Here is a 22,817-nt window from a genome sequence, read left to right as displayed (position 1 = left end):
GGCCCGTGCCGTGCTGCTCGGCATGGACACCACGCCGTTGCGCTGGTTCCAGACCTGACGCGTCACCCACACGTCGAGGGCTCCCCAGGTGGCCGCGATCGTGCTGACCACGCTGCTGATCACCATGGGGAACGCCAGCCAGGACCCGGCCATCGTGCACAGAAAGGCCACCATCGCCTGGATCAGCGTCACGGCTATGAGGAGCACCGCCCGCACGGCCGCCGTCCGTACCGGGTCAGGCAACCGCCGTCGCCGGGCCGACTCCTCGACCCACAGGGGCCGGTTGTAGTGCTGCTCGCGTACGTCGCGTCCCACCTTGTGAGCCAGGGCTTCTCTTTCGTGAGCCCTGGTCTCCGCCTCCTCGGCCGGAATGTCGCGATCAGTCGCCTCGCGATTCCGATGCCCCGGCACATGCGCCCCACCAGCCCTGGGCGTCCCGCGCCGCTCCGCCGTGCCCATCAACGTGTCACTCCCCACCGCCAGCAGACCGCTCGCTCGCATCCGAAGACCCGTGCTCCCCAGTGGCTGCCCGGCTTGCGCTGTTTTACGCCGCCCGGATGCGGGATGCGGCTCGTGTGGCCGATTCCGCCCCCATCTCCCGTAGAGAAGGACGAACAACCCACCACGAAGATTCCCAAGAACCGAAAAATTTCAGCCAACCGCCCTGGCGGGTCAGGGCGATCGGCCCCCACGGCCGCCCTCGGTTTCGGGGAGACAACTCCTGCAATGACCGGACAACTCCCCATGCCTCGTGGCTGGCGCGGAAGTTCACCTTCCGGACCGGTCTTCGAGTTCCCTGTGGGTCGGTAGTAGGCTCGCGCCGTTTGTTGACGCACATGTGTACCCCCGGTAGGCCGGGGGCCCGAGCTGGGGGAGGCCATGCGCTTTCGCGGGAAGTCCATCCGCCGGAAGATCGTGGCGCTTCTTCTTGTGCCGCTGGTGTCCCTGAGCGCGATCTGGGCCTTCGCCACGGTACTCACGGGGCGTGAGGCGGCCGACCTGTTCAACGTGTCGTCCGTGGTGGAGAAGATCGGCTACCCCATCGAGGACACCGTCCGCGTCCTCCAGGAGGAACGCCGCCAGACCCTCGTCTACCTCGCCGACCCTCGCGCCTCCGACGGGCTCGCGGCGCTCCGGCGCAGCCGGACCGCCACCGACAAGGCCGTCGGCGGCATCCGCGAGAACGCCCGGAATCCGGACGTGCGCGACGCGATGGGCGAGGACACCGACGAGCGGCTGACCGCGGTCCTGGACGCGTTCGAAGGCATCGAGTCGCTGCGCAGCAGTGTCGAGGACGGCACCGTCAACCGTTCTCAGGCGCTCGACCTCTACAACCGGCTGGTCGACCCTTGCTACGTCCTCCTGGGCAACCTGCACGTGGTCGACAACGTCGAACTCGACAAGCAGTACCGCGCGCTGGTCAATCTCGCCCGCGCCCGCGAACTCCTCTCCCGTGAGGACGCCCTCCTCGGCTCCGCCCTGATCGTCGGCGAGATCTCCCACTCCGAAGAGCGCGACATCTCCGACCTCGTGGCCCAGCGCACCCTGATGTACGACGCCAACCTGCCGCTGCTGCCCGTCGCCGAGCGCGACCGCTACGAGAGCTTCTGGAAGAACGCCTCCTCCGCTCCGCTGCGCGTGGCCGAGGAAGCGGCCGTCTCCTCCGGGTCCGGAGCTCCCCGCGGTGTCTCCGCGAAGAGCTGGGACAGCGCCGCCGGCAACGTGCTCGACGAGCTCGGCACCCTCAACGACCAGGCCAACGACCGCTACCAGGACCGCGTCGACCCGGTGGCCATGGGCGTCATCGCCAAGGCGGTCATCGCCGGCGTGCTCGGCCTGCTCGCGCTCCTCGTCTCCCTCTTCCTGTCCGTGCGCGTCGGCCGCACCCTCATCCGCGATCTGCGGCAGCTGCGTCTGGAGGCCCACGAGGCGTCCGGTGTGCGACTGCCCAGCGTGATGCGCCGGCTCTCCGCGGGCGAACAGGTCGACGTCGAGACCGAGGTCCCGCACCTGGAGTACGACAAGAACGAGATGGGCGAGGTCGGCCAGGCCCTCAACACCCTGCAGCGCGCCGCCGTCGAAGCCGCCGTCAAACAGGCCGAGCTGCGCGCCGGCGTCTCCGAGGTCTTCGTCAACCTCGCACGCCGCAGCCAGGTCCTGCTCCACCGGCAGCTCACCCTGCTCGACGCCATGGAACGCCGGACCGAGGACACCGAAGAACTCGCCGACCTGTTCCGCCTCGACCACCTGACCACCCGCATGCGTCGGCACGCCGAGGGTCTCGTGATCCTCTCCGGCGCCGCCCCCTCCCGTCAGTGGCGCAAGCCCGTCCAGCTCATGGACGTCGTACGCGCCGCCGTCGCCGAGGTCGAGGACTACGAACGCATCGAGGTCCGCCGCCTTCCGCGTATCGCCGTCACCGGCCCGGCCGTCGCCGACCTCACCCATCTCGTGGCCGAACTCCTGGAGAACGCCACGGTCTTCTCGCCGCCGCACACCGCCGTCCAGGTCCTGGGCGAGCGGGTCGCCAACGGCTTCACCCTGGAGATCCACGACCGCGGCCTCGGAATGGCCGCCGAAGCGCTCCTGGACGCCAACCTCCGGCTCGCCGAGACGCCGGAGTTCGAGCTGTCCGACACCGACCGGCTCGGTCTGTTCGTGGTCAGCCGGCTCGCCCAGCGACAGAACGTCCGGGTCTCCCTGCAGCCCTCCCCGTACGGAGGCACCACCGCCGTTGTCTTCATCCCCGACGCGCTGCTGACGGATGACATCCCGGACACGAACGGTATCGGGTTCCGCCTCGACCGTCCCCAGCTGGCCAACGAGAGCGAGCCGCAGGACAGCCGCCGCGCCGCCCTGTCCCAGGCGCCCGCACAGCGTCCCGGCCTGCCTGCCTCCCTTCTGGACGGCCCGGTCGAGCTGGAGTCCCCGGTGGACCTGGACGCCATCGGCGGCTTCCCCGGCTCCCTCGGGGACGAGAACAGCGGACACGGCGCCCTGTTCCGCCCCCGCCACTCCCTCACCCGCGCCCAGGACGAGACAGCCGGCCGCCCCGATCCGCAGCAGCAGGGCGACGCCCGCGGCGGACGGGACCGGACCGATACGGACAACGAGCTCGGCGCTCCGGCCCCGGCCCGCCGCCACACCCCCAAGCTGGTCAGCTCGCACGGGCGCCCGGTCACCGAGCAGCGCCCCCGTCGGGGCAAGACCGACGAGGAGGAGCCCACCACGGCCACCGGCCGAGCGGAATCGGGGGCCGCAGCCTCGCTCCCCTCGCGTCGCCGGGGCGAGGAGTCCGCGAGCGGCCGGGCCACGGGCCGGTCCGGGCCGGAGCCCGCGCTTCCGGTCCGGCGCCGCACCGAGGACTCCTCGACCGGCACCCGGCGAGACGAGGCGCAGACCGACGCACCCCCGCCCCTGCCGGCCCGTCGCCGGGGGACGGAATCCGCTCGCCCGGCGATCGGCGCGGCCGGCCGCAACGCCGACCACACCGAATCCCCGGCCTCGCCCGGCAGCGCCGTCGGCGACCGGTCGGAACCGCCCGCTCTGCCCAAGCGCACCCGTCGCGCGGAGATCGCGTCCAGTGGCCCGGACACATCCGACCATCGCTCCGGGTCCGCGCCGGTGAGCACCGGCGGGCCCACGCGCCACGACGCCGGCTCCGGTGCCGCGCCAAAGGACACCGGCTCGGCACCCGGTTCCCCGCTGCCGGGGGCCGGCTCCGGCACCACGCCGCTGCCCCGGCGCGTCCGGCAGGCCAACCTGGCTCCACAGTTGAAGCGAGGAGCCGAGCCGCGTACGGAGGACAAGGCCGAGCCCGTCGAACGCGACGCCGAGGAAGTACGCAGCCGCATGGCCTCGCTCCAGCGCGGCTGGCAGCGCGGCCGTGATGAGAACGCCGAGGGCGATGCCGCCCACAACGGCGCAGCACGACAAGGAACGACAGAGGGGGACGGTCGATGACCGCACCGAAGGCGACCGGCCACACCGCGACCATCAAGGGGGAGCTGAACTGGCTCCTCGACGACCTGGTGGACCGCGTCGCGAGCATCCGCAAAGCCCTCGTGCTCTCCAGCGACGGTTTGGCGACAGGAGTGTCCAGGGATCTGACCAGGGAGGACAGCGAGCACCTGGCTGCCGTCGCCTCCGGGTTCCACAGCCTCGCCAAGGGTGTGGGACGCCACTTCGAGGCCGGCAACGTCCGTCAGACCGTCGTCGAGCTCGACGACGCCTTCCTGTTCGTGACCGCCGCCGGTGACGGCAGCTGCCTCGCCGTCCTCTCGGACGCCGACTCGGACGTCGGTCAGGTCGCGTACGAGATGACGCTCCTCGTCAAGCGGGTCGGTGTACATCTGGGTGCCGCTCCGCGCACCGATCTGCCCGCAGGCGGGTAGTGGGATGACATGAGCGCTGACGGTCAGGGAAGAAGCCACTGGTTCGACGACGAAGCCGGACCGGTCGTCCGTCCGTACGCCATGACACGCGGCCGCACCAGCAGCCAGGGCCAGCACCGCCTGGACCTGATCGCGGTCGTGGTCACGGAACCGCACGCGGACGATCCGGAAGCCGACCACATGCTCTCCCCGGAGCACGTGGACATCGTCGAGCTGTGCCGTGACATCCCGCAGTCGGTCGCCGAACTCGCAGCGGAACTCGACCTGCCGATCGGGGTGGTACGGGTCCTTGTCGGAGATCTCGTGGACTCGGAATTCGTCCATGTGAACCGGCCCGTACCCCCTGCCGAACTGCCGGACGAGAGTATTCTGCGCGACGTGATCAACGGCCTCCGGGCGCTGTGAGCAGCGCGGAAGCGGGGTACTGACGTGACTGGCTGGCAGTTCTGGGTCGACCGAGGCGGCACCTTCACCGACGTCGTCGCGCGACGCCCGGACGGCCGGCTGCTCACACACAAGCTCCTGTCGGACAACCCGGCCCGCTACGCCGACGCGGCGGTCCAGGGCGTCCGCACCCTGCTGGCCGACTCGGGCGACGCCGTCGAGACCGTGCGCATGGGGACCACGGTCGCCACCAACGCCCTCCTGGAGCGCAAGGGCGCGCGCACCCTGCTGGTCATCACCCGCGGCTTCCGCGACGCCCTGCGCATCGCCTACCAGAACCGCCCGAGCATCTTCGCCCGCCGCATCGAACTGCCCGAGCTCCTGTACGAACGAGTCGTCGAGGTCGACGAGCGCATCGCCGCCGACGGCACCGTCCTGCTCGTGCCCGGCCTCGACGCCCTCGCCGCGCCCCTCCAGGAGGCGTACGACGACGGGATCCGGGCCGTGGCCGTGGTCTGCATGCACAGCCACCTCCACCCCACCCACGAACAGGCCGTCGGGGAACTCGCCGCCCGCATCGGCTTCCCGCAGATCTCGCTCTCCAGCGAGGCCAGCCCTCTGATGAAACTCGTCCCCCGCGGGGACACCGCCGTCGTCGACGCCTACCTCTCGCCCGTACTGCGCCGCTACGTCCGGCACGTCGCCGACGAACTCGAGGGCGTACGGCTGATGTTCATGCAGTCCAACGGCGGTCTCACCGAAGCCGGGCAGTTCCGCGGCAAGGACGCCATCCTGTCCGGGCCGGCCGGTGGCATCGTCGGAATGGCCCGCATGTCGCAGCTGGCCGGCTTCGACCGCGTCATCGGCTTCGACATGGGCGGCACCTCCACCGATGTCTCCCACTTCGCGGGCGAGTACGAACGCGTCTTCACCAGCCGGATCGCCGGCGTCCGGCTGCGCGCCCCCATGCTCGACATCCACACCGTGGCGGCCGGCGGGGGCTCGGTCCTGCACTTCGACGGCTCCCGCTACCGCGTAGGGCCGGACTCGGCGGGCGCGGACCCCGGGCCCGCCTGCTACCGGGGCGGCGGCCCGCTCGCCGTCACCGACGCCAACGTCGTCCTCGGCCGCATCCAGCCCGCCCACTTCCCGAAGGTGTTCGGGGCGAACGGCGACGAGCCCCTCGACGAAGCACTCGTCCGGGACCGCTTCACCGCCCTCGCGCGCGAGATCCGCGAGCAGACCGGCGACGACCGCACCCCCGAACAGGTCGCCGAGGGGTACCTGCAGATCGCCGTCGCGAACATCGCGTCGGCCGTGAAGCGGATCTCCGTCCAGAAGGGCCACGACGTCACCCGCTACGCCCTCACCACGTTCGGCGGCGCCGGCGGCCAGCACGCCTGCATGGTCGCCGACTCCCTCGGCATCCGCACCGTCCTCGTGCCTCCCATGGCCGGTGTCCTCTCCGCACTCGGCATCGGCCTCGCCGACACCACCGCCATGCGCGAACAGTCCGTCGAGGCACCCCTGGAACCCGCCTCCATGCCAGGCGTCCGCAAGACCGCCGAAGACCTGGAAGCGGCGGCGCGCGCCGAACTCCGCGCCGAGGACGTCCCCGAAGAACACATCGAGATCACCCGCCGCGCGCAGCTCCGCTACGACGGCACCGACACCACCCTCACCGTCGAGCTGACCGAGCCCGGCACGATGCGGCACGCCTTCGAAGAACGTCATCGCGCCACGTACTCCTTCACGCTCGACCGGCCGATCGTCGTCGAAGCCCTCTCCGTCGAAGCCACCGGCATCACAGAACCCCCCGATCTCTCCGCTCTCGCCCCCTACGAAGCCACCGCCGACGGCAGCCCCGCAGCGCCGCTGACCGTCCGCCTCCACACGGGCGGCGCCTGGCACGACGTACCCCTCCACCGCCGCGAGGGCCTTCCCCCCGGCGACACCGTCACCGGCCCGGCGATCATCACCGAAGCCGGCGCGACGACCGTCGTCGACGACGGCTGGCGGGCGGCGGCGACCGACGACGGGCATCTGGTCATGGAACGCGCCGCGATTACGCAGAGTTCCGATCTGGACACGAAAGTCGACCCGGTTCTGCTTGAGGTCTTCAACAACCTCTTCATGTCCATCGCCGAACAGATGGGCGCCCGCCTCGAGTCCACCGCCCAGTCCGTCAACATCAAAGAGCGCCTGGACTTCTCCTGCGCCCTGTTCGACCCGGACGGAAACCTGGTGGCCAACGCCCCGCACATCCCCGTCCACCTGGGCTCGATGGGCACGAGCGTCAAAGAGGCCATCCGCCGGCGCGGCTCTGGCATGCGCCCGGGCGACACCTACGCCGTCAACGACCCGTACCACGGCGGCACCCATCTGCCCGACGTCACCGTGATCACCCCAGTCTTCGACGCCGCACCGTCGAGCGTCACGGAGAGTGACCAGAAGGTCCTCTTCTACGTCGCCTCCCGCGGCCACCACGCCGAGATCGGCGGCATCGCGCCCGGCTCCATGCCCGCCGGCAGCCGCACCATCGAGGAGGAGGGCGTCCTCTTCGACAACTGGCTGCTCGCCGAGGACGGCCGCTTCCGCGAGGACGAGACCCTCCGCCTCCTCACCGAGGCGCCGTACCCCTCGCGCAACCCGCAGACCAACCTCGCCGACCTGCGCGCCCAGATCGCCGCCAACCAGAAGGGCGTCGACGAGGTCGGCCGCATGATCGAGGACTTCGGCCTCGACGTGGTCCAGGCCTACATGAGACACGTCCAGGACAACGCGGAAGAGGCCGTACGCCGCGTCATCGACGCCCTCGACGACGGCGACTACGCCTACGAGACCGACTCGGGCGCCGTCATCCGCGTACGCGTGCGCGTGGACCGCGAGAACCGCGCGGCGACCATCGACTTCACCGGCACCTCCGCGCAGCTGCCCACCAACTTCAACGCGCCCTTCTCGGTCGTCAACGCGGCCGTCCTGTATGTCTTCCGCACCCTCGTGGCCGACGAGATCCCCCTCAACGACGGCTGCCTGCGCCCCCTGAGCATCGTCGTACCGCCCGGCTCCCTGCTCGCCCCCGAGCCGCCCGCCGCCGTCGTCGCAGGCAACGTGGAGACCTCCCAGGCCGTCACCGGTGCCCTCTACGCCGCGCTCGGTGTCCAGGCCGAGGGCTCCGGGACCATGAACAACGTGACCTTCGGGAACGAACGCCACCAGTACTACGAGACCGTCGCCTCGGGCTCCGGCGCGGGCGACGGCTTCCCCGGCGCACCCGTCGTCCAGACCCACATGACCAACTCACGCCTCACCGACCCCGAGGTCCTGGAGTGGCGGCTGCCCGTGCGCCTCGAGGAGTTCGCGGTCCGGCGAGGCAGCGGCGGCGCCGGCCGGTGGCGCGGCGGGGACGGCGCCGTGCGCCGCATCCGCTTCCTGGAGCCCATGACCGTCTCCACGCTGTCCCAGCACCGCCGTGTCGCCCCGTACGGCATGGCGGACGGCGAGCCGGGCGCTCTCGGCACCAACCGGGTCGAACACGCCGACGGCACCGTGACCGAACTCGGCGGCAGCGACTCCGCGGACGTCGTCACCGGCGACGTACTCGTCATCGAAACCCCAGGCGGCGGAGGCTACGGCCCGCCGTCGCCCGACCCCCATCAAGCAGGAGAAGAGATCGATGATCTTCGGGCGTTCTGAGCGCGGCAAGCCCCCGGTCGAGCCCGTCACGCTCAAGATCCTGGTGGCCGGCGGCTTCGGCGTGGGCAAGACCACGCTCGTCGGCGCGGTCAGCGAGATCAGGCCGCTGCGCACCGAGGAACTGCTCACCGAGGCAGGCCGCCCGGTCGACGACACCAGCGGCGTGGAAGGCAAGAACACCACGACCGTGGCCATGGACTTCGGCCGCATCACACTCCGCGAAGACCTGGTGCTGTACCTCTTCGGCACGCCCGGCCAGGAGCGGTTCTGGTTCATGTGGGACGAGCTCTCCGAGGGTGCGCTCGGTGCCGTCGTGCTCGCCGACACCCGCCGTCTGGAGGACAGCTTCGCCGCCGTCGACTACTTCGAACGGCGCTCGATACCCTTCCTGGTCGGCGTCAACTGCTTCGAGGACGCGCCGCGTTACCCGATCGAGGACGTTCGCCAGGCCCTGGACCTCGACGACGACGTACCGCTCCTGATGACCGACGCCCGCGACCGCGAGTCGGTGAAGGAGACACTCATCGGCGTCGTCCAGCACGCCATGGCCTACGCGGCCGACCAACGCCACACGGTGACCACCTGACCCAGGGTCGCCCCCCGGGCGCGGCCCGCACCCCCGCCGACCGGGGTACGGGCCGCCATCCGAGAACAAGGCCCCACGCGCGCGTGGTCAGCTCTCGCCGTCCTCCTCCCAGCCGAAGCTCTTCTCCACGGCCTTGCGCCAGTTGTGGTACTCGCGGTCCCGTACCGACGCCTCCATGGACGGCGTCCACTCGACGTCCTTCTGCCAGTGCGTCTTGAGCTCGTCCAGGTCGTTCCACACACCGGTGGCCAGACCGGCCGCGTACGCGGCGCCCAGGCAGGTCGTCTCGGAGACCTTGGGCCGCACCACCGGGACGTCGAGCACGTCCGCCTGGTGCTGCATGAGCAGGTTGTTCTTGGTCATGCCGCCGTCGACCTTCAGGGTGGTGATGTGCACCCCGGAGTCCTGGTACATGGCGTCGACGACCTCGCGGGTCTGCCAGCTCGTCGCCTCCAGCACCGCACGCGCGAGGTGCGCCTTGGTGACGTACCGGGTCAGCCCGGTGATCACGCCACGCGCGTCGGAGCGCCAGTACGGCGCGAACAGGCCCGAGAACGCCGGCACGATGTACGAGCCGCCGTTGTCCTCCACGCTCGCCGCCAGGGGCTCGATCTCGTCGGCGGTCCGGATGATGCCGAGCTGGTCGCGGAACCACTGGACCAGCGCGCCCGTTATGGCTATCGACCCCTCCAGGCAGTAGACCGGCGCCTCAGTGCCGATCTTGTAGCCCATCGTCGTCAGCAGACCGCTCTTCGACGGCACCGGGCGGTTGCCGGTGTTGAGCAGCAGGAAACTTCCCGTGCCGTACGTGTTCTTCGCCGTGCCCACGTCGTAGCAGGCCTGGCCGAACACGGCAGCCTGCTGGTCGCCCAGCGCCGAGGCCACGGGCACGCCGGCGAGCTGGCCGACAGCGGTGCCGTACGCCTCGGCGGAGGACCGGATCTCGGGCAGCATCGCTTCGGGGATGTTCATCGCGGAGAGGATCGAGGAGTCCCACTGGAGGGTCTCCAGGTTCATCAGCATGGTGCGGCCCGCGTTGGTCACGTCGGTGACGTGATGCCCGCCGTCCGTGCCGCCGGTGAGGTTCCAGATCAGCCAGGAGTCCATCGTGCCGAAGGCGATCTCACCGCGTTCGGCACGTCCCCGCAGGTCGGGCACGTTGTCGAGCAGCCAGGCGGCCTTGGGCCCGGAGAAGTAGGTGGCCAGCGGCAGCCCCGTCTGCTCGCGGAACCGGTCCTGCCCGTCCGAGCCGCCCAGCTGGTTGCACAGCGCCGCCGTCCGCGTGTCCTGCCACACGATGGCGTTGTGCACCGGCTTTCCCGTCGCGCGGTCCCACAGGAGGGTCGTCTCGCGCTGGTTGGTGATCCCGAGCGCGCTGAGCTGGTCTGCGCGCAGCCCGGCCTTGGCGATCGCCCCGGCCACCACCGCCTGCACCTTGGACCAGATCTCGGTGGCGTCGTGCTCCACCCAGCCCGGTTTGGGAAATATCTGGCGGTGCTCGCGCTGGTCCACGGCGACGATCGCGCCGTCCTGGTTGAAGACGATGCAGCGGCTCGATGTGGTGCCCTGGTCGATTGCGGCGACGTACTTTTCGGCATTGTCCGTCATGGCTACCCCTTGGGCTGGTTCAGAAGGCTGCGTTGTAGATGACGCCACCGAGCAGTCCGCCGATCAGTGGGCCGACGATGGGGATCCACGAGTAGCCCCAGTCGGAGGTGCCCTTGTTCGGGATCGGCAGGATGGCGTGGATGATGCGCGGGCCGAGGTCACGTGCCGGGTTGATGGCGTAGCCCGTGGGACCACCCAGGGACAGGCCGATACCGACGACCAGGAGGGACACCAGCAGGATCGCGATGCCGGACCCGTAGATGCCGCCGCCGCCCGGGACCAACCCGATGCCGATGCCCTCCACGTGCCTGTCCTGGCCCACCAGGGCGAGGATGGGCAGCACCAGGGCGATGGTGGCGAGGATCTCGGTGATCAGGTTGGCGATCGGGTTCCGGATCTCCGGGATCGTGGAGAAGATGCCGAGCGTCGGAACCGGTTCGTCCGCCGTGCCCTCAGTGGTTCCCGTCTGCCGCACGTTCGCCGCGAACTGCGCGTAGTACACCAGGTAGCACAGGATCGCGCCGATCATGGCGCCGGTGATCTGGCCCAGCAGATAGACCCAGACCTTGCTCCACACGCCGGTGTCGACGGCGAGACCGAAGGTGACGGCCGGGTTGATGACCCCTCCGGAGAGGGGAGCGGCGGTGTACGCGCCGGCCAGCACGCCGAAGCCCCAGCCGAACGCGATCACGATCCACCCGGAGGCCCGTGCTTTCGAGAATCTGAGGGTGACGGCAGCGCACACGCCGGCACCGAACAGGATCAGGATCGCCGTGCCGATCATCTCGCCGAAGAAGATATCTCCGTTAGTCATGGCGGCTCCTAGGCCGTGGCCCGGGACGGTCCGCCCCGGTCCTCACGTGCAGGGTGCGTTTCCCATGGCGACTTCAGCCGAAGGCAGGGAGATTTCGCGATCCCGTGCCCCGCCCGGCATCCGTGACGAGCGTGCCGTCGCAGCCGAATCGCCCGTGGAGGAATGGGCCTTGGCGCAGGCGCGCCCACGCGCCGCAGTGCCGGAATACGCCGAGTATGTACGGCGATGTCGACTGACACCGGAAGTGTTCACCGGCACCCAAGGGGCGTCAAGGTCGCCGACCGCAACGGTTGACGGCCATGTGACGGCGGCCGGGCTCTGCCGGGCCGGGTGGCCGGTTGCACGGCCTGACGGCGCCCGGTCGGGTCGTTGTTCAGATCTGGTCGGGGCCACCGCACGGCCTGGGTGAGCCGCGCGAGGCTCTGCTGGTGGTGTCCGGCCACCGCTGAGCTCCGCCGTCGGCACTAGCCCAGCCGCACCTGACTCCTCGCTTGCTAGCCACCAGCATCCACCTGACCTGGCGGTTTCTCAACCGCACGAGTCACGCACGGCCTTAGGCCTCTGTACAGGGCCCTGGCGGGCGGGTCGCCGCCCCGATCAGGCCCCTGTCGCACGACAGCGCCAGAGCCCCCACTAGCGGCCGTACAGACCCCGCACAGCCCAGTACCTGCCTCGGCCCTTACGTGGCTCGGGCGCCCAGTACGCCCCTCAACCCCCACCGGGCTCCGCCACCCCACACCCCGCGGGTGCCGGTGCCGGCTCGGCGCCCCGGCGGGTCTCGTGTCCGGGCAGGCCCGCCCGGCCCAGCACCCAACTCGCCCCGCCCAACGACTTCGCCGCCTTCTTCAACGGCGCCAGGCAGGCCGCCGCCTGCCGGTGATCTGTCACGGTGCCCGGCGCGCACAGCACCGTGGCGAGCGACAGCGTGACCGGCCGGCCTCCCGCCGACCAAGGGGCGTCCAGCACAGCGGCTGCCAGCGGATCGAGACCCTCCGGATCGGCGAGGACCAGGAAGTCGTCCCCACCGATGTGCCCCACGCGCGCACTGTCCGCCGCGGCCTGCTGCAGCGCCCGTCCGACCGCCCGGATCAGATCGTCGCCCGCCGCGAAGCCGGCCCCGTCGTTGACCTGCTTGAAGTGATCGACATCCAGCCAGCTCAGCGCGAACGGCCGCCCGGCCGCGATCCGCCGGTCCACCTCACCGGTGATCGCGTCCGAGCCGGGCAGACGCGTCAGCGGATTGAGCCCCGCCGCTTCCTCCACTCGTGTCTCGGCCAGCGCTCGCACCAGGTCCGCGAGCCGTACGACTCCCACACACCGCCCGTACTCGTCCACTACGGCTACGTCGTCCGACGTACGGTCCCGCCCGCCGACGGCCACCACGTCCAGGACCTCCCATGCGGTGGCGTCGACGCCCACCGTCCGGGGCGGGTCGCCGAGCTTCGCCGCGGGCCGGTCGGCGTACAGGGCATGCCCGTAGCGCGCCGACATCGACAGCAGGAAGCGGGACCGGTGCACCGATCGGACCGGCACCCCCGCGGTGTCCACGAGCAGCACCCCTGACACGTCCGGCGACCCCGTCAGCAGCGCTCGCACCTGACCCGCGGACGCGGCGGCGGGCAGCAGTGCCGCGGGCCGCACGAATTCCCGCACCGACGGCCCGGACCGTGGCACGGCCATATCGGCGGGGGAGCGGGGCGGGACATAGACGTCCGCGGCGGGCAGCCGCGCCGGCGGCGCGAACAGCTCGCCCTGTGCCAGCTGCGCCCCGGCCGCCAGCGCCGCCGCGCATTGACCTTCGGTCTCCACGCCCTCGACCGCCAGGAGCGCCCCCAGTTCGTCGCACAGTGTCCGCATCGACCGCACCACGGCCGGCCGCGCCAGCAGCGACGCGTCCAGCTTCACCAGGTCGGGCGCGATGTCCGAGAGCAGCCGCAACGGCACGTCCCCGTCCCCTACGCCGTCCGCGCAGATCCGGAAGCCCTGGCCCCGCAGCGCGGTCACTGCCTCCAGCAGCGCGTGCTGCGGCACGTGCGTGTAGGGCGGACAGACGTCGATCGTCACCTCCCACGGCAGCCGTCCCGCCTCGCGCACGGCGGCGTGCAGCGAAGCGAGTCCGCCGAGGTCGGCCAGGGTACCGGCGAACACGTTGACGAACAGCGGAAGCAGGGTTTCCTTGCGCACCGCCGCGCGGACCGCCGACACCGCCAGCCGGCAGTCGAGCTCGGGATCCCGGCGGGCCTCGGCCAGGATGTCGCCGCCCTCCGGGCGGGCGAGTATCTCCAGCCCCGCGACCGCGCCGGTCGTCAGATTGACCACCGGCTGGAAGGCGAAGCGGAGAGTATCCGTCCAGGAGCGCACGGCAGCATGATGACTCCACCGGCGGGCGCCCAAGCGCAGTTCATGAGACGTTCACGCAGGATTCCGGCCCGGTCACACAGCGTATGACCAAGCCCCGTCGCGGCCGCACGGCCAGCCCACCCGTGCCGGCGCCGCGGCCCGCTTCGCCAGTTCGGCGCGCCCGCTCCCGGCACCGTGATCACCGCACCGCGATCACCGCCGACCCGTGCCCGAACAGCCCCTGGTTCGCGCTGATACCCACCCGCGCCCCAGCGACCTGCCGGTCACCCGCATCACCCCTCAACTGCCAGGCCAGCTCGCACACCTGGGCGATCGCCTGCGCCGGCACCGCCTCTCCGAAGGAGGCCAGTCCACCGCTGACGTTCACCGGTATTCGCCCGCCCACTGCCGTCGCCCCGTCCCGCAGCAGCTTCACACCCTCGCCCTCACCGCACAGCCCCAAGTCCTCGTACCACTGCAACTCAAGCGCCGTGGACAGGTCGTAGACCTCGGCCAGTGACAGGTCCTCCGGCCCGACTCCCGCCTCCTCGTAGGCCGCCCGGGCGATCGACCTCCGGAACGTCTCGCCGGGCGGATCCACCGCCACCGCGCAGTCCGTGGCGATGTCCGGCAGATCCAGCACGGTGTTCGGGTAACGCGGCGTCACCGTGGACACGGCCCGGATCCGCACCGGCTCAGCGTGCCCGTGCCGCCGTGCGAACTCCATGCTCGAGAGCACCACCGCCGCGCCGCCGTCGGAGGTCGCACAGATGTCGAGCAGCCGCAGCGGATCGGCGACGACAGCGGAGGCGGTGACCTCCTCGGCGGAGACCGGGCTGCGGTAGCGCGCCTTGGGGTTCAGCGCGCCCATCGCCGCGTTCTTCACCTTCACCTGCGCGAAGTCGTCCGTCGTGTCGCCGTGCAGCGCCATGCGCCGTCGGGCGTACAAACCGAAGTACACCGGGTTGGTCGCCCCGAGGATCCGGAAGCGCATCCAGTCGGGGTCGTCGGGCCGGTCCCCGCCCGCAGGGCGGAAGAATCCCTTGGGAGCGGCGTCGGCTCCCACCACGAGCACCGCGTCGGCGAGCCCGGAGAGTATCTGGGCCCGTGCGGTGTCGACGGCCTGCGCCCCGGAGGCGCACGCCGCGTACACGCTGGTGACCCGGGCCCCCTGCCAGCCCAGTGCTTTCGCGAACGTCGCTCCGGCGACGTACCCCGGATAGCCGCCACGCACGGTGTCCGCCCCGATGATCGAGCCGATGTCCCGCCAGTCCAGCCCGGCGTCGGCGAGCGCCGCCCGGGCCGCCGCGACGCCGTACTCGACGAAGCTCCGCCCCCACTTGCCCCACGGGTGCATGCCCGCGCCGAGCACCGCCACCTCTGCTGTCATGCCTTCACCCCCGTCGGCCGCCAGTGCCACGTCGTCCAGGTCGTCTCCGCGTCCTCATGGAACACTCCGGGCACGACCTCCGCCTCCATGCCCACCGTCAGTTCCGTGACGGTGACCCCGGGAGCCACCTGCCCCAGCACCACGATCCGCTCGGCCTCCAGCTCCACAGCGATCAACGCGCACGGCTCCCAAGGAAGTTCCGGATCGCTCACATAGGGTGACGGCGGCCGATACCGACTGTCCGTGTACGACCAGACGCGTCCCCGTCGCGACAGCGCGATCTCTTCCAACTCCCCTCCTGTACAGGAGGGGTTGCGGCAGTGGTGGTCCTCACGCGGGAAGAAGACCGAGGCGCACGCCGCACAGCGCGTGCCGAGCAGCCGGAAGGCGTCACCGTCCCCGGCGAACCACCCCGCCACCACAGGTGTTCGTGTACGCGACACAGTCCCTCCCCGCAGCCGGATCTGACGGAACGTCAGAAGTCTGCCACGGCCTTCCGGAATTGGGCATCCCTTCCCCGGCGGGGCCATCTCCTGGTAGATGCAAGGGCCATGACACGACTGACCGCCGTGGCACGCGGCCTCATCACGGTGTTCGCCACCTTGCTGGCAGCGACCGCCTCCACCGCGACCGCCCAGGCCAAGCCCGAGCCCAAGGCACCGAAGGACTTCGTGGCGCTGAGAAGCGTGGACCCGACGATCATCCAGGAGATGCGCTACGTCACCCCGCACAACTTCGTCGGCGAGCGCATCGACGGCTACCTCCAGCCGACCTGCATCCTCACCCGTCCCGCCGCACAAGCCCTCCACAAGGCCCAGAGGAAGCTCCTGCGCCAGGGCTACACACTCAAGGTGTACGACTGCTACCGGCCGCAGCGTGCGGTGGACCACTTCGTCCGCTGGGCCGAGGACCTCGGCGACGAGGTGATGAAGAGCGAGTTCTATCCGAACGTCGACAAGACCCGGCTGTTCGCCGACGGCTATATCGCCGAGAAGTCCGGCCACAGTCGCGGATCGACCCTGGACATCACACTGGTGAGGCTGCCGGCCAAGCCGACCCGGCCGTACCACCCCGAAGAGCCCCTTGTGCCGTGCTTCGCACCCAAGGGCGAACGGTTTCCCGACAACTCGATCGACATGGGGACCGGCTTCGACTGCTTCGACACCCTCTCGCACACCCTCGACCCACGCATCCAGGGCGAACAGCGCGCCAACCGGCTGCTGCTCAAGAACACCCTGGAAGACCTCGGCTTCGTGAACCTGGCAGAGGAGTGGTGGCACTACACCTACAAGCCCGAGCCCTACCCGGACACCTACTTCGACTTCCCCGTGTCGAGGAAGTCGCTCACCGGCACCCACTGAGCCGCCTGCCCGAGACGCCCTCTCCGTGATCCGCTACAGTCCGCCGCGTGTCCGAAACTCAGCACTCCAGTTCCAATTCCGCGCCGGACTCCCACTGTTCGAGCTGCGGCGCGCCCTACGGAGAGGGCGTCTCCGGCTGGCCCCGCCCCTGCCCGGCGTGCGGCGCCGTGGCCTACCGCAATCCACTCCCGGTCGCGGTGGCCCTCCAGCCCGTCTACGACACCAAGGGCACCGCCCTGGTCGTCATCACCCGAACCGTCGCCCCCGCGCGCGGGGGCACGGCCCTGCCCGGCGGCTACATCGACGACCGGGAGGACTGGCGGCAGGCCGTCGTACGCGAACTCAAGGAGGAGACCGGCATCGACGCGGCCGCCCGCGAGGTACGGCTCATCGACGCGATGAGCTCGCCCGACGGGCACCTGTTGCTGTTCGGTCTCCTGCCGGAACGCCCGGTCGAAAGCCTGCCGCCCTCAGCCGCCACCGACGAGACGGAGGGCTGGCACCTCCTGCGCAGGGCGGAAGAGCTCGCCTTCCCCCTGCACACCGTGGCCGTACGGGCCTGGTTCGAGGGCCGGTACATCTGAGCTCAGCGTTCCCCGGCCCCGCGGACGCGCACCGGGCGGGACGGCTCGCTCCCGCCGTCCTCACCCTCCCGCTCGACGACCACCCGCGAGCCCATCCACCGAGCGGTGTACCGCTCGATCTCCGGCTCGTCCCATCCCTCGCCCCCGTCCGGCACGACCAGCCCGCCCCCGGTCCGTCCGCGGGCGGGCGCCCACACCTCGAGTGCGAGCGCGCCGTCCTCCCCACGTATGGGAAGAACGGCACCCGCGCGCGCGAACACGGGGATGCGCGACAGGGGAGCGTCGACGAGCACCTGCGCCGGCCCCTCGTAAGCCCGCTCCGTCACCGTGTCGTACCAGCGCCCCCGCGGCAGCTGCACTGCACGCCGGTCCGCGCCCGGGCCCAGCACCGGCGCCACCAGCAGGCTGTCGCCCAGCTGGAAGGCGTCCTCGCAGTCACGCAGCGTCCGATCCTCCGGCGCAGCCCACCACAGGGGCCGTACGTACGGTGCTCCGGTACGCCGCGCCAGATGCGCCAGCGTCATGAAGTACGGCAGCAGCCGCCGGCGTTCGACGAGCGCCACGCGCGCGTGCTCCAGCACCTCGGGACCGAACTCCCAGGGCTCCCTGCGCCCCGCACGCAGACTCGCGTGCGTACGGAACAACGGCAGATAGGCGCCCAGCTGGAACCACCGGAGATACAGCTCGGGCGAAGGATCCCCGTCGAAGCCTCCGATGTCCGGCCCCGAGTACGGAACCCCGCACAGCCCGAGCCCCATCACCAGCGCCAAGGAGGCCCGCAGCCCCGGCCAGCCGGTGGCCACGTCCCCCGACCACGTCCCGCCGTAGCGCTGCATGCCGGCCCACCCGGAGCGGGAGAACAGGAACGGCCGCTCCTGGGGCGCGAGGCTCCGCAGCCCTTCGAAGCCCGCCCTGGCCATGCACAGCGCATACACGTTGTGCGCCTCACGATGGTCACCGCCCCGCCCCTCCAGGGCGTGCCGTGCCGAACGCGGCAGCGTCGACTCCCCGAACGCGGTGAACGAGGTGGGCTCGTTCATGTCGTGCCAGAAACCCGAGAACCCCTGCGCGAGCCGCTCCTCGTAGAGGCCGCCCCACCACTCACGCACACGCGCGTGCGTGAAGTCGGGAAACACCGCCTCCCCGGGCCACACGACTCCCTGCACGACCTGCCCCGACGCGTCCCGCACGAACGCGTCCTCGGCCGTCCCGCCGTCGTACACGACATTGCCGGGCAGGGCCTTGACGGCCGGGTCGACGATCGACACCAGCCGGATGCCGTCCCGCCGCAGCTCCTCGGCCAGAACGGGCAGCTTCGGGAAGCGGTCCTGGTCGACGCTGAACACCTGATGCGCGTCGAGGTGGTCGATGTCCAGGTGCACGGCATCGAGCGGCAGACCGTGTTCCACATAGCCCGCGACGATCCGCCGCACCTCCTGCTCGCTGCCGAACCCCCACCGCGCGTGCTGGTGGCCGAGCGCCCATGCGGGCGGCAGCGCGGGCGCCCCGGTGAGCGAGGCCCAGGCAAGCAGCACGCGCGCGGGAGTGCCCACCATCACCCAGCAGCGCAGCGGACCGCCGTCCATCCGCAGCTCGCTCGTCCCGCCGAGGTCGTGCCCGGACCCCGCGCCCTCCTCGCCCTCGCGCAGCGTCACCGTGCCGTCCCACGCGCTGTCGTGGAACGCCAGATGCGTACCGCCGTCGGACACCACGAGCTGCACCGGCATCGTGATGTACAGCGGGTCGTCGCCCGGCGCGAAGGCGTGGCCGGGGTCGGTGTTCCACAGCCGGTACGTACCGTCCGGCAGCCGGGGACCCGCGGCACGTCCGCCCAGGCCGAAGAAGCGCGCGTCGGCAGCCACCTCCGACCGCTGCAACCACCGCGCCGGGCCGCCGTCGACCGGCTCCCACCACCGCGGCGGCAGATCACGCCGCAGGGTCACGCCACCGGGCGTGAGCACCTCCACCGCACCGTGCCGCGAGACGACGACCGTCACCCGCTCGGCCACCACCCGCCAGCCGCCTTCCTTGTCCGGCTCCAGCACCGCCCGGGGATCGGGTTCCGGACAGCGGCCGGCCAGCGCGTACGACGGCTCGGGCTCCGCCCCGTCCCAGCCCCAGAAGACGGCCCCGTTCACGGCGACGAGAATGCGCAGCTCAGACCGGCTGAACCGGACGACACCGCCCCCCGGCCCAGGCTCCACCTCCTGCACGGGCCCGGGTACCCGCGCACGCTCCGCCCCTCGCGACGGCAGTCCGGTGGCGTCGGTCCGCCGCCTGCGCCACGCTGCTCGTACGGTACGCACGCCCTGAGCCGCCCCCACCGAAGCCACCGCTTTCACCGAACGCACCAGGTCACGACCGTTCATGCTGCTCACCCTGCCATTGACCGCGCCACGCGCGCGTGGCGTTCAACTGCCGTTCACCCGTGTCCGGACCACATCTTCACGAGGCGGACTATGTGGGACGCGCCCTGGTGCCGAAGTCGATCACATGGCATTGTCCGTGCCAGCCGCGTCACGCGCACACCCCAGCCCGTGCGCGGAGGACGCACACGACGCGCACAGTCCGGGAGCCGACCATGTCGACCGTTAGTCCCCAGCCGCTCTGGCAGCCAGACGCCGAGCGCATCGACCGGGCACGGATCACCAGGTTCCAGGCCTGGGCCGCCGAGCACCACGGCGCCCCCGCCGAGGGCGGCTACGCGGCTCTCCATCGCTGGTCGGTCGACGACCTGGACGCCTTCTGGAAAGCCGTCACCGAGTGGTTCGACGTCCGCTTCTCGACCCCGTACGCGCGCGTGCTCGCAGACCGAGCGATGCCGGGCGCCCAGTGGTTCCCCGGGGCGACCCTCAACTACGCCGAACACGCCCTGCGCGCGGCCGACACCCGCGCGGACGAACCGGCTCTCCTGTACGTCGACGAGACGCACGAACCACGCCCTGTCACCTGGGCCGAGCTGAGCCGCCAGGTCGGCTCCCTGGCCGCCGAACTGCGCGCCCTCGGCGTACGCCCCGGAGACCGCGTCAGCGGCTACCTCCCCAACGTCCCCCAGGCCGTGGTCGCCCTCCTCGCCACAGCCGCTGTGGGCGGCGTCTGGACCTCCTGCGCGCCCGACTTCGGAGCCCGCAGCGTCCTCGACCGCTTCCAGCAGGTCGAGCCCGTCGTGCTGTTCACGGTCGACGGCTACCGCTACGGCGGCAAGGAGCACGACCGACGAGAGACCGTCGCCGAACTGCGCCGCGAACTGCCCACCCTGCGCGCCGTCATCCACGTCCCCCTCCTCGGCACCGAGGCACCCGAAGGGGCCCTCGACTGGTCGGCCCTCACCTCCGCCGACACGGACCCCGTCTTCGAGCAGGTGCCCTTCGACCACCCCCTGTGGGTGCTCTACTCCTCCGGCACGACCGGCCTGCCCAAGGCCATCGTCCAGTCCCAGGGCGGCATCCTGGTCGAGCACCTCAAGCAACTCGGCCTGCACTGCGACCTGGGCCCCGAAGACCGCTTCTTCTGGTACACGTCGACCGGCTGGATGATGTGGAACTTCCTCGTCTCCGGCCTGCTCACCGGCACCACGATCGTCCTCTACGACGGCAGCCCCGGCTACCCGGACACCGGCGCCCAGTGGCGGATCGCCGAACGCACGCGAGCCACCCTCTACGGCACCTCGGCCGCCTACGTCATGGCCTGCCGCAAGGCCGGCGTGCACCCGTCCCGCGACTTCGACCTCTCCACCGTCCAGTGCGTCGCCACCACGGGCTCGCCCCTGCCGCCCGACGGCTTCCGCTGGCTCCACGACGAGGTCCGCGACGATCTGTGGATCGCCTCCGTCAGCGGCGGCACGGACGTGTGCTCCTGCTTCGCCGGAGCCGTACCGACCCTTCCGGTCCACGTCGGCGAGCTCCAGGCCCCCTGCCTCGGCACCGACCTGCAGTCCTGGGACCCGAGCGGCAGCCCGCTCGTCGACGAGGTCGGCGAACTCGTGGTCACCAACCCCATGCCGTCGATGCCCATCCACTTCTGGAACGACCCCGACGGCAGCCGCTACCACGACAGCTACTTCGACACCTACCCCGGCGTATGGCGGCACGGCGACTGGATCACCGTCACCTCCCACGGATCCGTCGTCATCCATGGCCGCTCCGACTCCACGCTCAACCGCCAGGGCGTGCGCATGGGATCCGCCGACATCTACGAAGCAGTGGAGCGCCTCCCCGAAATCAGGGAGTCCCTCGTCCTCGGCATAGAGCAGCCCGACGGTGGCTACTGGATGCCCCTGTTCGTGCACCTGGCCCCCGGAGCCGCCCTCGACGAGGCCCTGCTGAACCGCATCAAGCAGACCATCCGCGAAGAACTCTCGCCGCGCCACGTCCCCGACGAGATCATCGAGGTACCCGGCGTCCCACACACCCTCACCGGCAAGCGCATCGAGGTCCCGGTCAAACGCCTCCTCCAAGGCACCCCACTGGAGAAGGCGGTCAACCCCGGCTCCATCGACAACCTCGACCTCCTGACCTTCTACGAGGACCTCGCCCGCAAACGCGCCTGACCGAGGTCGTCCACGCCGCGTCAGACCACTCCCCGTCACCATGGCCGCTGACGGGGAACGTGGGACTCAACCACGTTGACCTGCTGCTTTAATCACGGCTCGCCTTCGCGGCCACCTCCGCCAGCCCTCGTTGTCAGTGCCGTCGATTACTGTGAGTGAGCATTGATCGACTGTGCACAGGGGGAAAGACAATGGCGCACACCGACAGCCGGACCATGCGACGCGTCCTGCGCCGCGAAATCGCCGGCACCATCGGCCTGCTGACCGACGAGCACGACTTCCGAGCCATGCGCTGCTACCGCAGCTTCACCTTCGACGACCACGCGACCTACCTCAAACAGATGGAAGGCCTCCTCAGGACACGGACCCTGCAGGGCAGCCACACCACGGTGGCCCTCTTCGATCCCGAGGACTACGCCGAGTTCTGCACGCAGAAGAGCCTGGACCCCGACCACCCGTCGAGCCGCACACGCTTCACGGCCCAGCTCGCGGTGACAGGCCCGACTCTCCCGTACGAGGGCCAGCCTCTCGCCGACCTCTTGGCGGCCCTGGTCGACGAGGGCGTGCGGCAGGCCACCTGGGAGTACGCGACCACACTCCTCGCGCGTCTGGGCGCCTGTACGTCCTGCGGCGAGGACCTCGGACGCACCGCCTTCGCCCGGGCCTCGGACCTCCTCGTCCGCATCCTCGACACGGCCCCACCCGGCGACCGGCACCTCGTCTGCAGCGTCACCGGGCCGCCCGAAACCCTCATCGCCGCACTCCATGCCGCCGACACGGGCGGCACCTTGAAACTGGACGAGACCGAAGCCCTCGAGTTCACCACCGTCCTGGCCCTCGGCCTGGCCACCGAAAGCCCCGGTGGACTCGTCATCCGCGCCAGCGCCCCAGCCATGCCCGACCGCGTCTACGGCTGGCGCCTGCGCGCCTACGGACTCGACCCCCTCACCGCGGGAGAGGTCTTCGACGCCTACTGCACCGACGTCGAGTCCGGCGACCTCATCTCCCCGGAATCCAACGTCGACTACTGCGAGCCGCCCGACCTCGGGGAGGAGAAGCCCGCCCGGGGACACAACCACTGAAACGCGGGAGGGGCGCCCCACGTGAGTGG

16 protein-coding genes are annotated in these 22,817 nt (G+C 70.8%); 9 read left to right on the top strand and 7 right to left on the bottom strand.

Annotated elements, in window-relative coordinates; genetic code table 11:
• The coding region (locus tag ACFTZL_RS16310; protein WP_382582372.1) for a hypothetical protein at nucleotides 1–459 on the bottom strand (459 nt) is incomplete at its 3' end.
• 420 nt (nucleotides 460–879) lie between these two features.
• Here ACFTZL_RS16310 and ACFTZL_RS16305 point away from each other — a divergent pair.
• From ACFTZL_RS16305 to ACFTZL_RS16285, 5 genes are read left to right on the top strand one after another with little or no spacing between them, the layout of a single operon-like run.
• Nucleotides 880–3,963, top strand: a complete 3,084-nt coding sequence (locus ACFTZL_RS16305) for a nitrate- and nitrite sensing domain-containing protein (RefSeq protein ID WP_382582367.1) — start codon at nucleotides 880–882, stop codon at nucleotides 3,961–3,963.
• Nucleotides 3,960–4,394 carry a roadblock/LC7 domain-containing protein gene (locus tag ACFTZL_RS16300; protein WP_382497466.1) on the top strand — a complete coding sequence of 145 codons (435 nt, stop codon included), beginning with the start codon at nucleotides 3,960–3,962 and terminating at the stop codon, nucleotides 4,392–4,394. Before ACFTZL_RS16305 ends, ACFTZL_RS16300 begins: the two co-directional genes overlap by 4 nt.
• A 9-nt stretch (nucleotides 4,395–4,403) precedes the next feature.
• The gene (locus ACFTZL_RS16295) at nucleotides 4,404–4,799 is read left to right on the top strand and encodes a DUF742 domain-containing protein (protein ID WP_382582364.1); all 396 of its coding nucleotides are present in this window, start codon (nucleotides 4,404–4,406) and stop codon (nucleotides 4,797–4,799) included.
• A 24-nt stretch (nucleotides 4,800–4,823) separates the two neighbouring features.
• A complete protein-coding gene (locus ACFTZL_RS16290) occupies nucleotides 4,824–8,474 on the top strand; it encodes a hydantoinase B/oxoprolinase family protein (RefSeq protein ID WP_382582362.1) in 3,651 nt (1,216 codons plus the stop codon).
• Nucleotides 8,455–9,060 carry an ATP/GTP-binding protein gene (locus tag ACFTZL_RS16285; protein WP_382582359.1) on the top strand — a complete coding sequence of 202 codons (606 nt, stop codon included), beginning with the start codon at nucleotides 8,455–8,457 and terminating at the stop codon, nucleotides 9,058–9,060. The genes ACFTZL_RS16290 and ACFTZL_RS16285 overlap by 20 nt, the downstream gene beginning before the upstream one ends.
• A gap of 87 nt (nucleotides 9,061–9,147) precedes the next feature.
• Here the strand turns inward: ACFTZL_RS16285 and glpK are convergent, their stop codons facing one another.
• The 5 genes from glpK to ACFTZL_RS16260 form a co-directional block, all read right to left on the bottom strand.
• Entirely contained in the window at nucleotides 9,148–10,668 is a 1,521-nt protein-coding gene (glpK, locus tag ACFTZL_RS16280) for a glycerol kinase GlpK (RefSeq protein ID WP_382582356.1), read from the bottom strand.
• A 19-nt stretch (nucleotides 10,669–10,687) separates the two neighbouring features.
• The gene (locus tag ACFTZL_RS16275; protein WP_382582354.1) at nucleotides 10,688–11,482 is read right to left on the bottom strand and encodes an MIP/aquaporin family protein; all 795 of its coding nucleotides are present in this window, start codon (nucleotides 11,480–11,482) and stop codon (nucleotides 10,688–10,690) included.
• Between the two features lie 708 nt (nucleotides 11,483–12,190).
• Entirely contained in the window at nucleotides 12,191–13,843 is a 1,653-nt protein-coding gene (locus ACFTZL_RS16270) for an EAL domain-containing protein (RefSeq protein WP_382582351.1), read from the bottom strand.
• Nucleotides 13,844–14,021: 178 nt separating this feature from the next.
• Complete coding sequence (locus ACFTZL_RS16265; protein ID WP_382582348.1) at nucleotides 14,022–15,212, bottom strand: lipid-transfer protein; 1,191 nt, start codon at nucleotides 15,210–15,212, stop codon at nucleotides 14,022–14,024.
• Nucleotides 15,209–15,634: a Zn-ribbon domain-containing OB-fold protein gene (locus ACFTZL_RS16260; RefSeq protein WP_382582369.1), complete on the bottom strand. Its 426-nt coding sequence runs from the start codon at nucleotides 15,632–15,634 to the stop codon at nucleotides 15,209–15,211. The genes ACFTZL_RS16265 and ACFTZL_RS16260 overlap by 4 nt, the downstream gene beginning before the upstream one ends.
• Nucleotides 15,635–15,763: 129 nt before the next feature.
• Here ACFTZL_RS16260 and ACFTZL_RS16255 point away from each other — a divergent pair, with 129 nt between their 5' ends.
• Together ACFTZL_RS16255 and ACFTZL_RS16250 are read left to right on the top strand one after the other, a co-directional pair.
• On the top strand, nucleotides 15,764–16,573 hold the full coding sequence (locus ACFTZL_RS16255; RefSeq protein ID WP_382582345.1) for a M15 family metallopeptidase: 810 nt from the start codon (nucleotides 15,764–15,766) through the stop codon (nucleotides 16,571–16,573).
• Nucleotides 16,574–16,620: 47 nt separating this feature from the next.
• Entirely contained in the window at nucleotides 16,621–17,157 is a 537-nt protein-coding gene (locus ACFTZL_RS16250; RefSeq protein ID WP_382582344.1) for an NUDIX domain-containing protein, read from the top strand.
• A 2-nt stretch (nucleotides 17,158–17,159) separates the two neighbouring features.
• Here the strand turns inward: ACFTZL_RS16250 and ACFTZL_RS16245 are convergent, their stop codons facing one another.
• Nucleotides 17,160–19,526 carry a TIM-barrel domain-containing protein gene (locus ACFTZL_RS16245; RefSeq protein ID WP_382582341.1) on the bottom strand — a complete coding sequence of 789 codons (2,367 nt, stop codon included), beginning with the start codon at nucleotides 19,524–19,526 and terminating at the stop codon, nucleotides 17,160–17,162.
• Between the two features lie 212 nt (nucleotides 19,527–19,738).
• Between ACFTZL_RS16245 and ACFTZL_RS16240 the strand changes: the two genes are divergently transcribed.
• Nucleotides 19,739–21,706: an acetoacetate--CoA ligase gene (locus ACFTZL_RS16240; RefSeq protein ID WP_382582338.1), complete on the top strand. Its 1,968-nt coding sequence runs from the start codon at nucleotides 19,739–19,741 to the stop codon at nucleotides 21,704–21,706.
• Between the two features lie 191 nt (nucleotides 21,707–21,897).
• On the top strand, nucleotides 21,898–22,788 hold the full coding sequence (locus tag ACFTZL_RS16235; RefSeq protein WP_382582335.1) for a hypothetical protein: 891 nt from the start codon (nucleotides 21,898–21,900) through the stop codon (nucleotides 22,786–22,788).
• Nucleotides 22,789–22,817: the final 29 nt, after the last annotated feature.

Origin of the sequence: Streptomyces sp. NPDC056948 (assembly GCF_042674225.1) — a bacterium.
Lineage (GTDB): Bacteria > Actinomycetota > Actinomycetes > Streptomycetales > Streptomycetaceae > Streptomyces > Streptomyces purpurascens.
The sequence above is the reverse complement of the archived record's forward strand: the minus strand, read 5'-3'. Positions and strand labels throughout refer to the sequence as shown.

What these genes read in the sequence shown, in the direction of transcription:
- ACFTZL_RS16305 (WP_382582367.1), top strand. Translation starts at nt 880, where the DNA reads ATGCGCTTTCGCGGGAAGTCCATCCGCCGGAAGATCGTGGCGCTTCTT.
- ACFTZL_RS16300 (WP_382497466.1), top strand. Translation starts at nt 3,960, where the DNA reads ATGACCGCACCGAAGGCGACCGGCCACACCGCGACCATCAAGGGGGAG.
- ACFTZL_RS16295 (WP_382582364.1), top strand. Translation starts at nt 4,404, where the DNA reads ATGAGCGCTGACGGTCAGGGAAGAAGCCACTGGTTCGACGACGAAGCC.
- ACFTZL_RS16285 (WP_382582359.1), top strand. Translation starts at nt 8,455, where the DNA reads ATGATCTTCGGGCGTTCTGAGCGCGGCAAGCCCCCGGTCGAGCCCGTC.
- glpK (WP_382582356.1), bottom strand. Translation starts at nt 10,668, where the DNA reads ATGACGGACAATGCCGAAAAGTACGTCGCCGCAATCGACCAGGGCACC.
- ACFTZL_RS16275 (WP_382582354.1), bottom strand. Translation starts at nt 11,482, where the DNA reads ATGACTAACGGAGATATCTTCTTCGGCGAGATGATCGGCACGGCGATC.
- ACFTZL_RS16265 (WP_382582348.1), bottom strand. Translation starts at nt 15,212, where the DNA reads ATGACAGCAGAGGTGGCGGTGCTCGGCGCGGGCATGCACCCGTGGGGC.
- ACFTZL_RS16255 (WP_382582345.1), top strand. Translation starts at nt 15,764, where the DNA reads ATGACACGACTGACCGCCGTGGCACGCGGCCTCATCACGGTGTTCGCC.
- ACFTZL_RS16245 (WP_382582341.1), bottom strand. Translation starts at nt 19,526, where the DNA reads ATGAACGGTCGTGACCTGGTGCGTTCGGTGAAAGCGGTGGCTTCGGTG.
- ACFTZL_RS16240 (WP_382582338.1), top strand. Translation starts at nt 19,739, where the DNA reads ATGTCGACCGTTAGTCCCCAGCCGCTCTGGCAGCCAGACGCCGAGCGC.
- ACFTZL_RS16235 (WP_382582335.1), top strand. Translation starts at nt 21,898, where the DNA reads ATGGCGCACACCGACAGCCGGACCATGCGACGCGTCCTGCGCCGCGAA.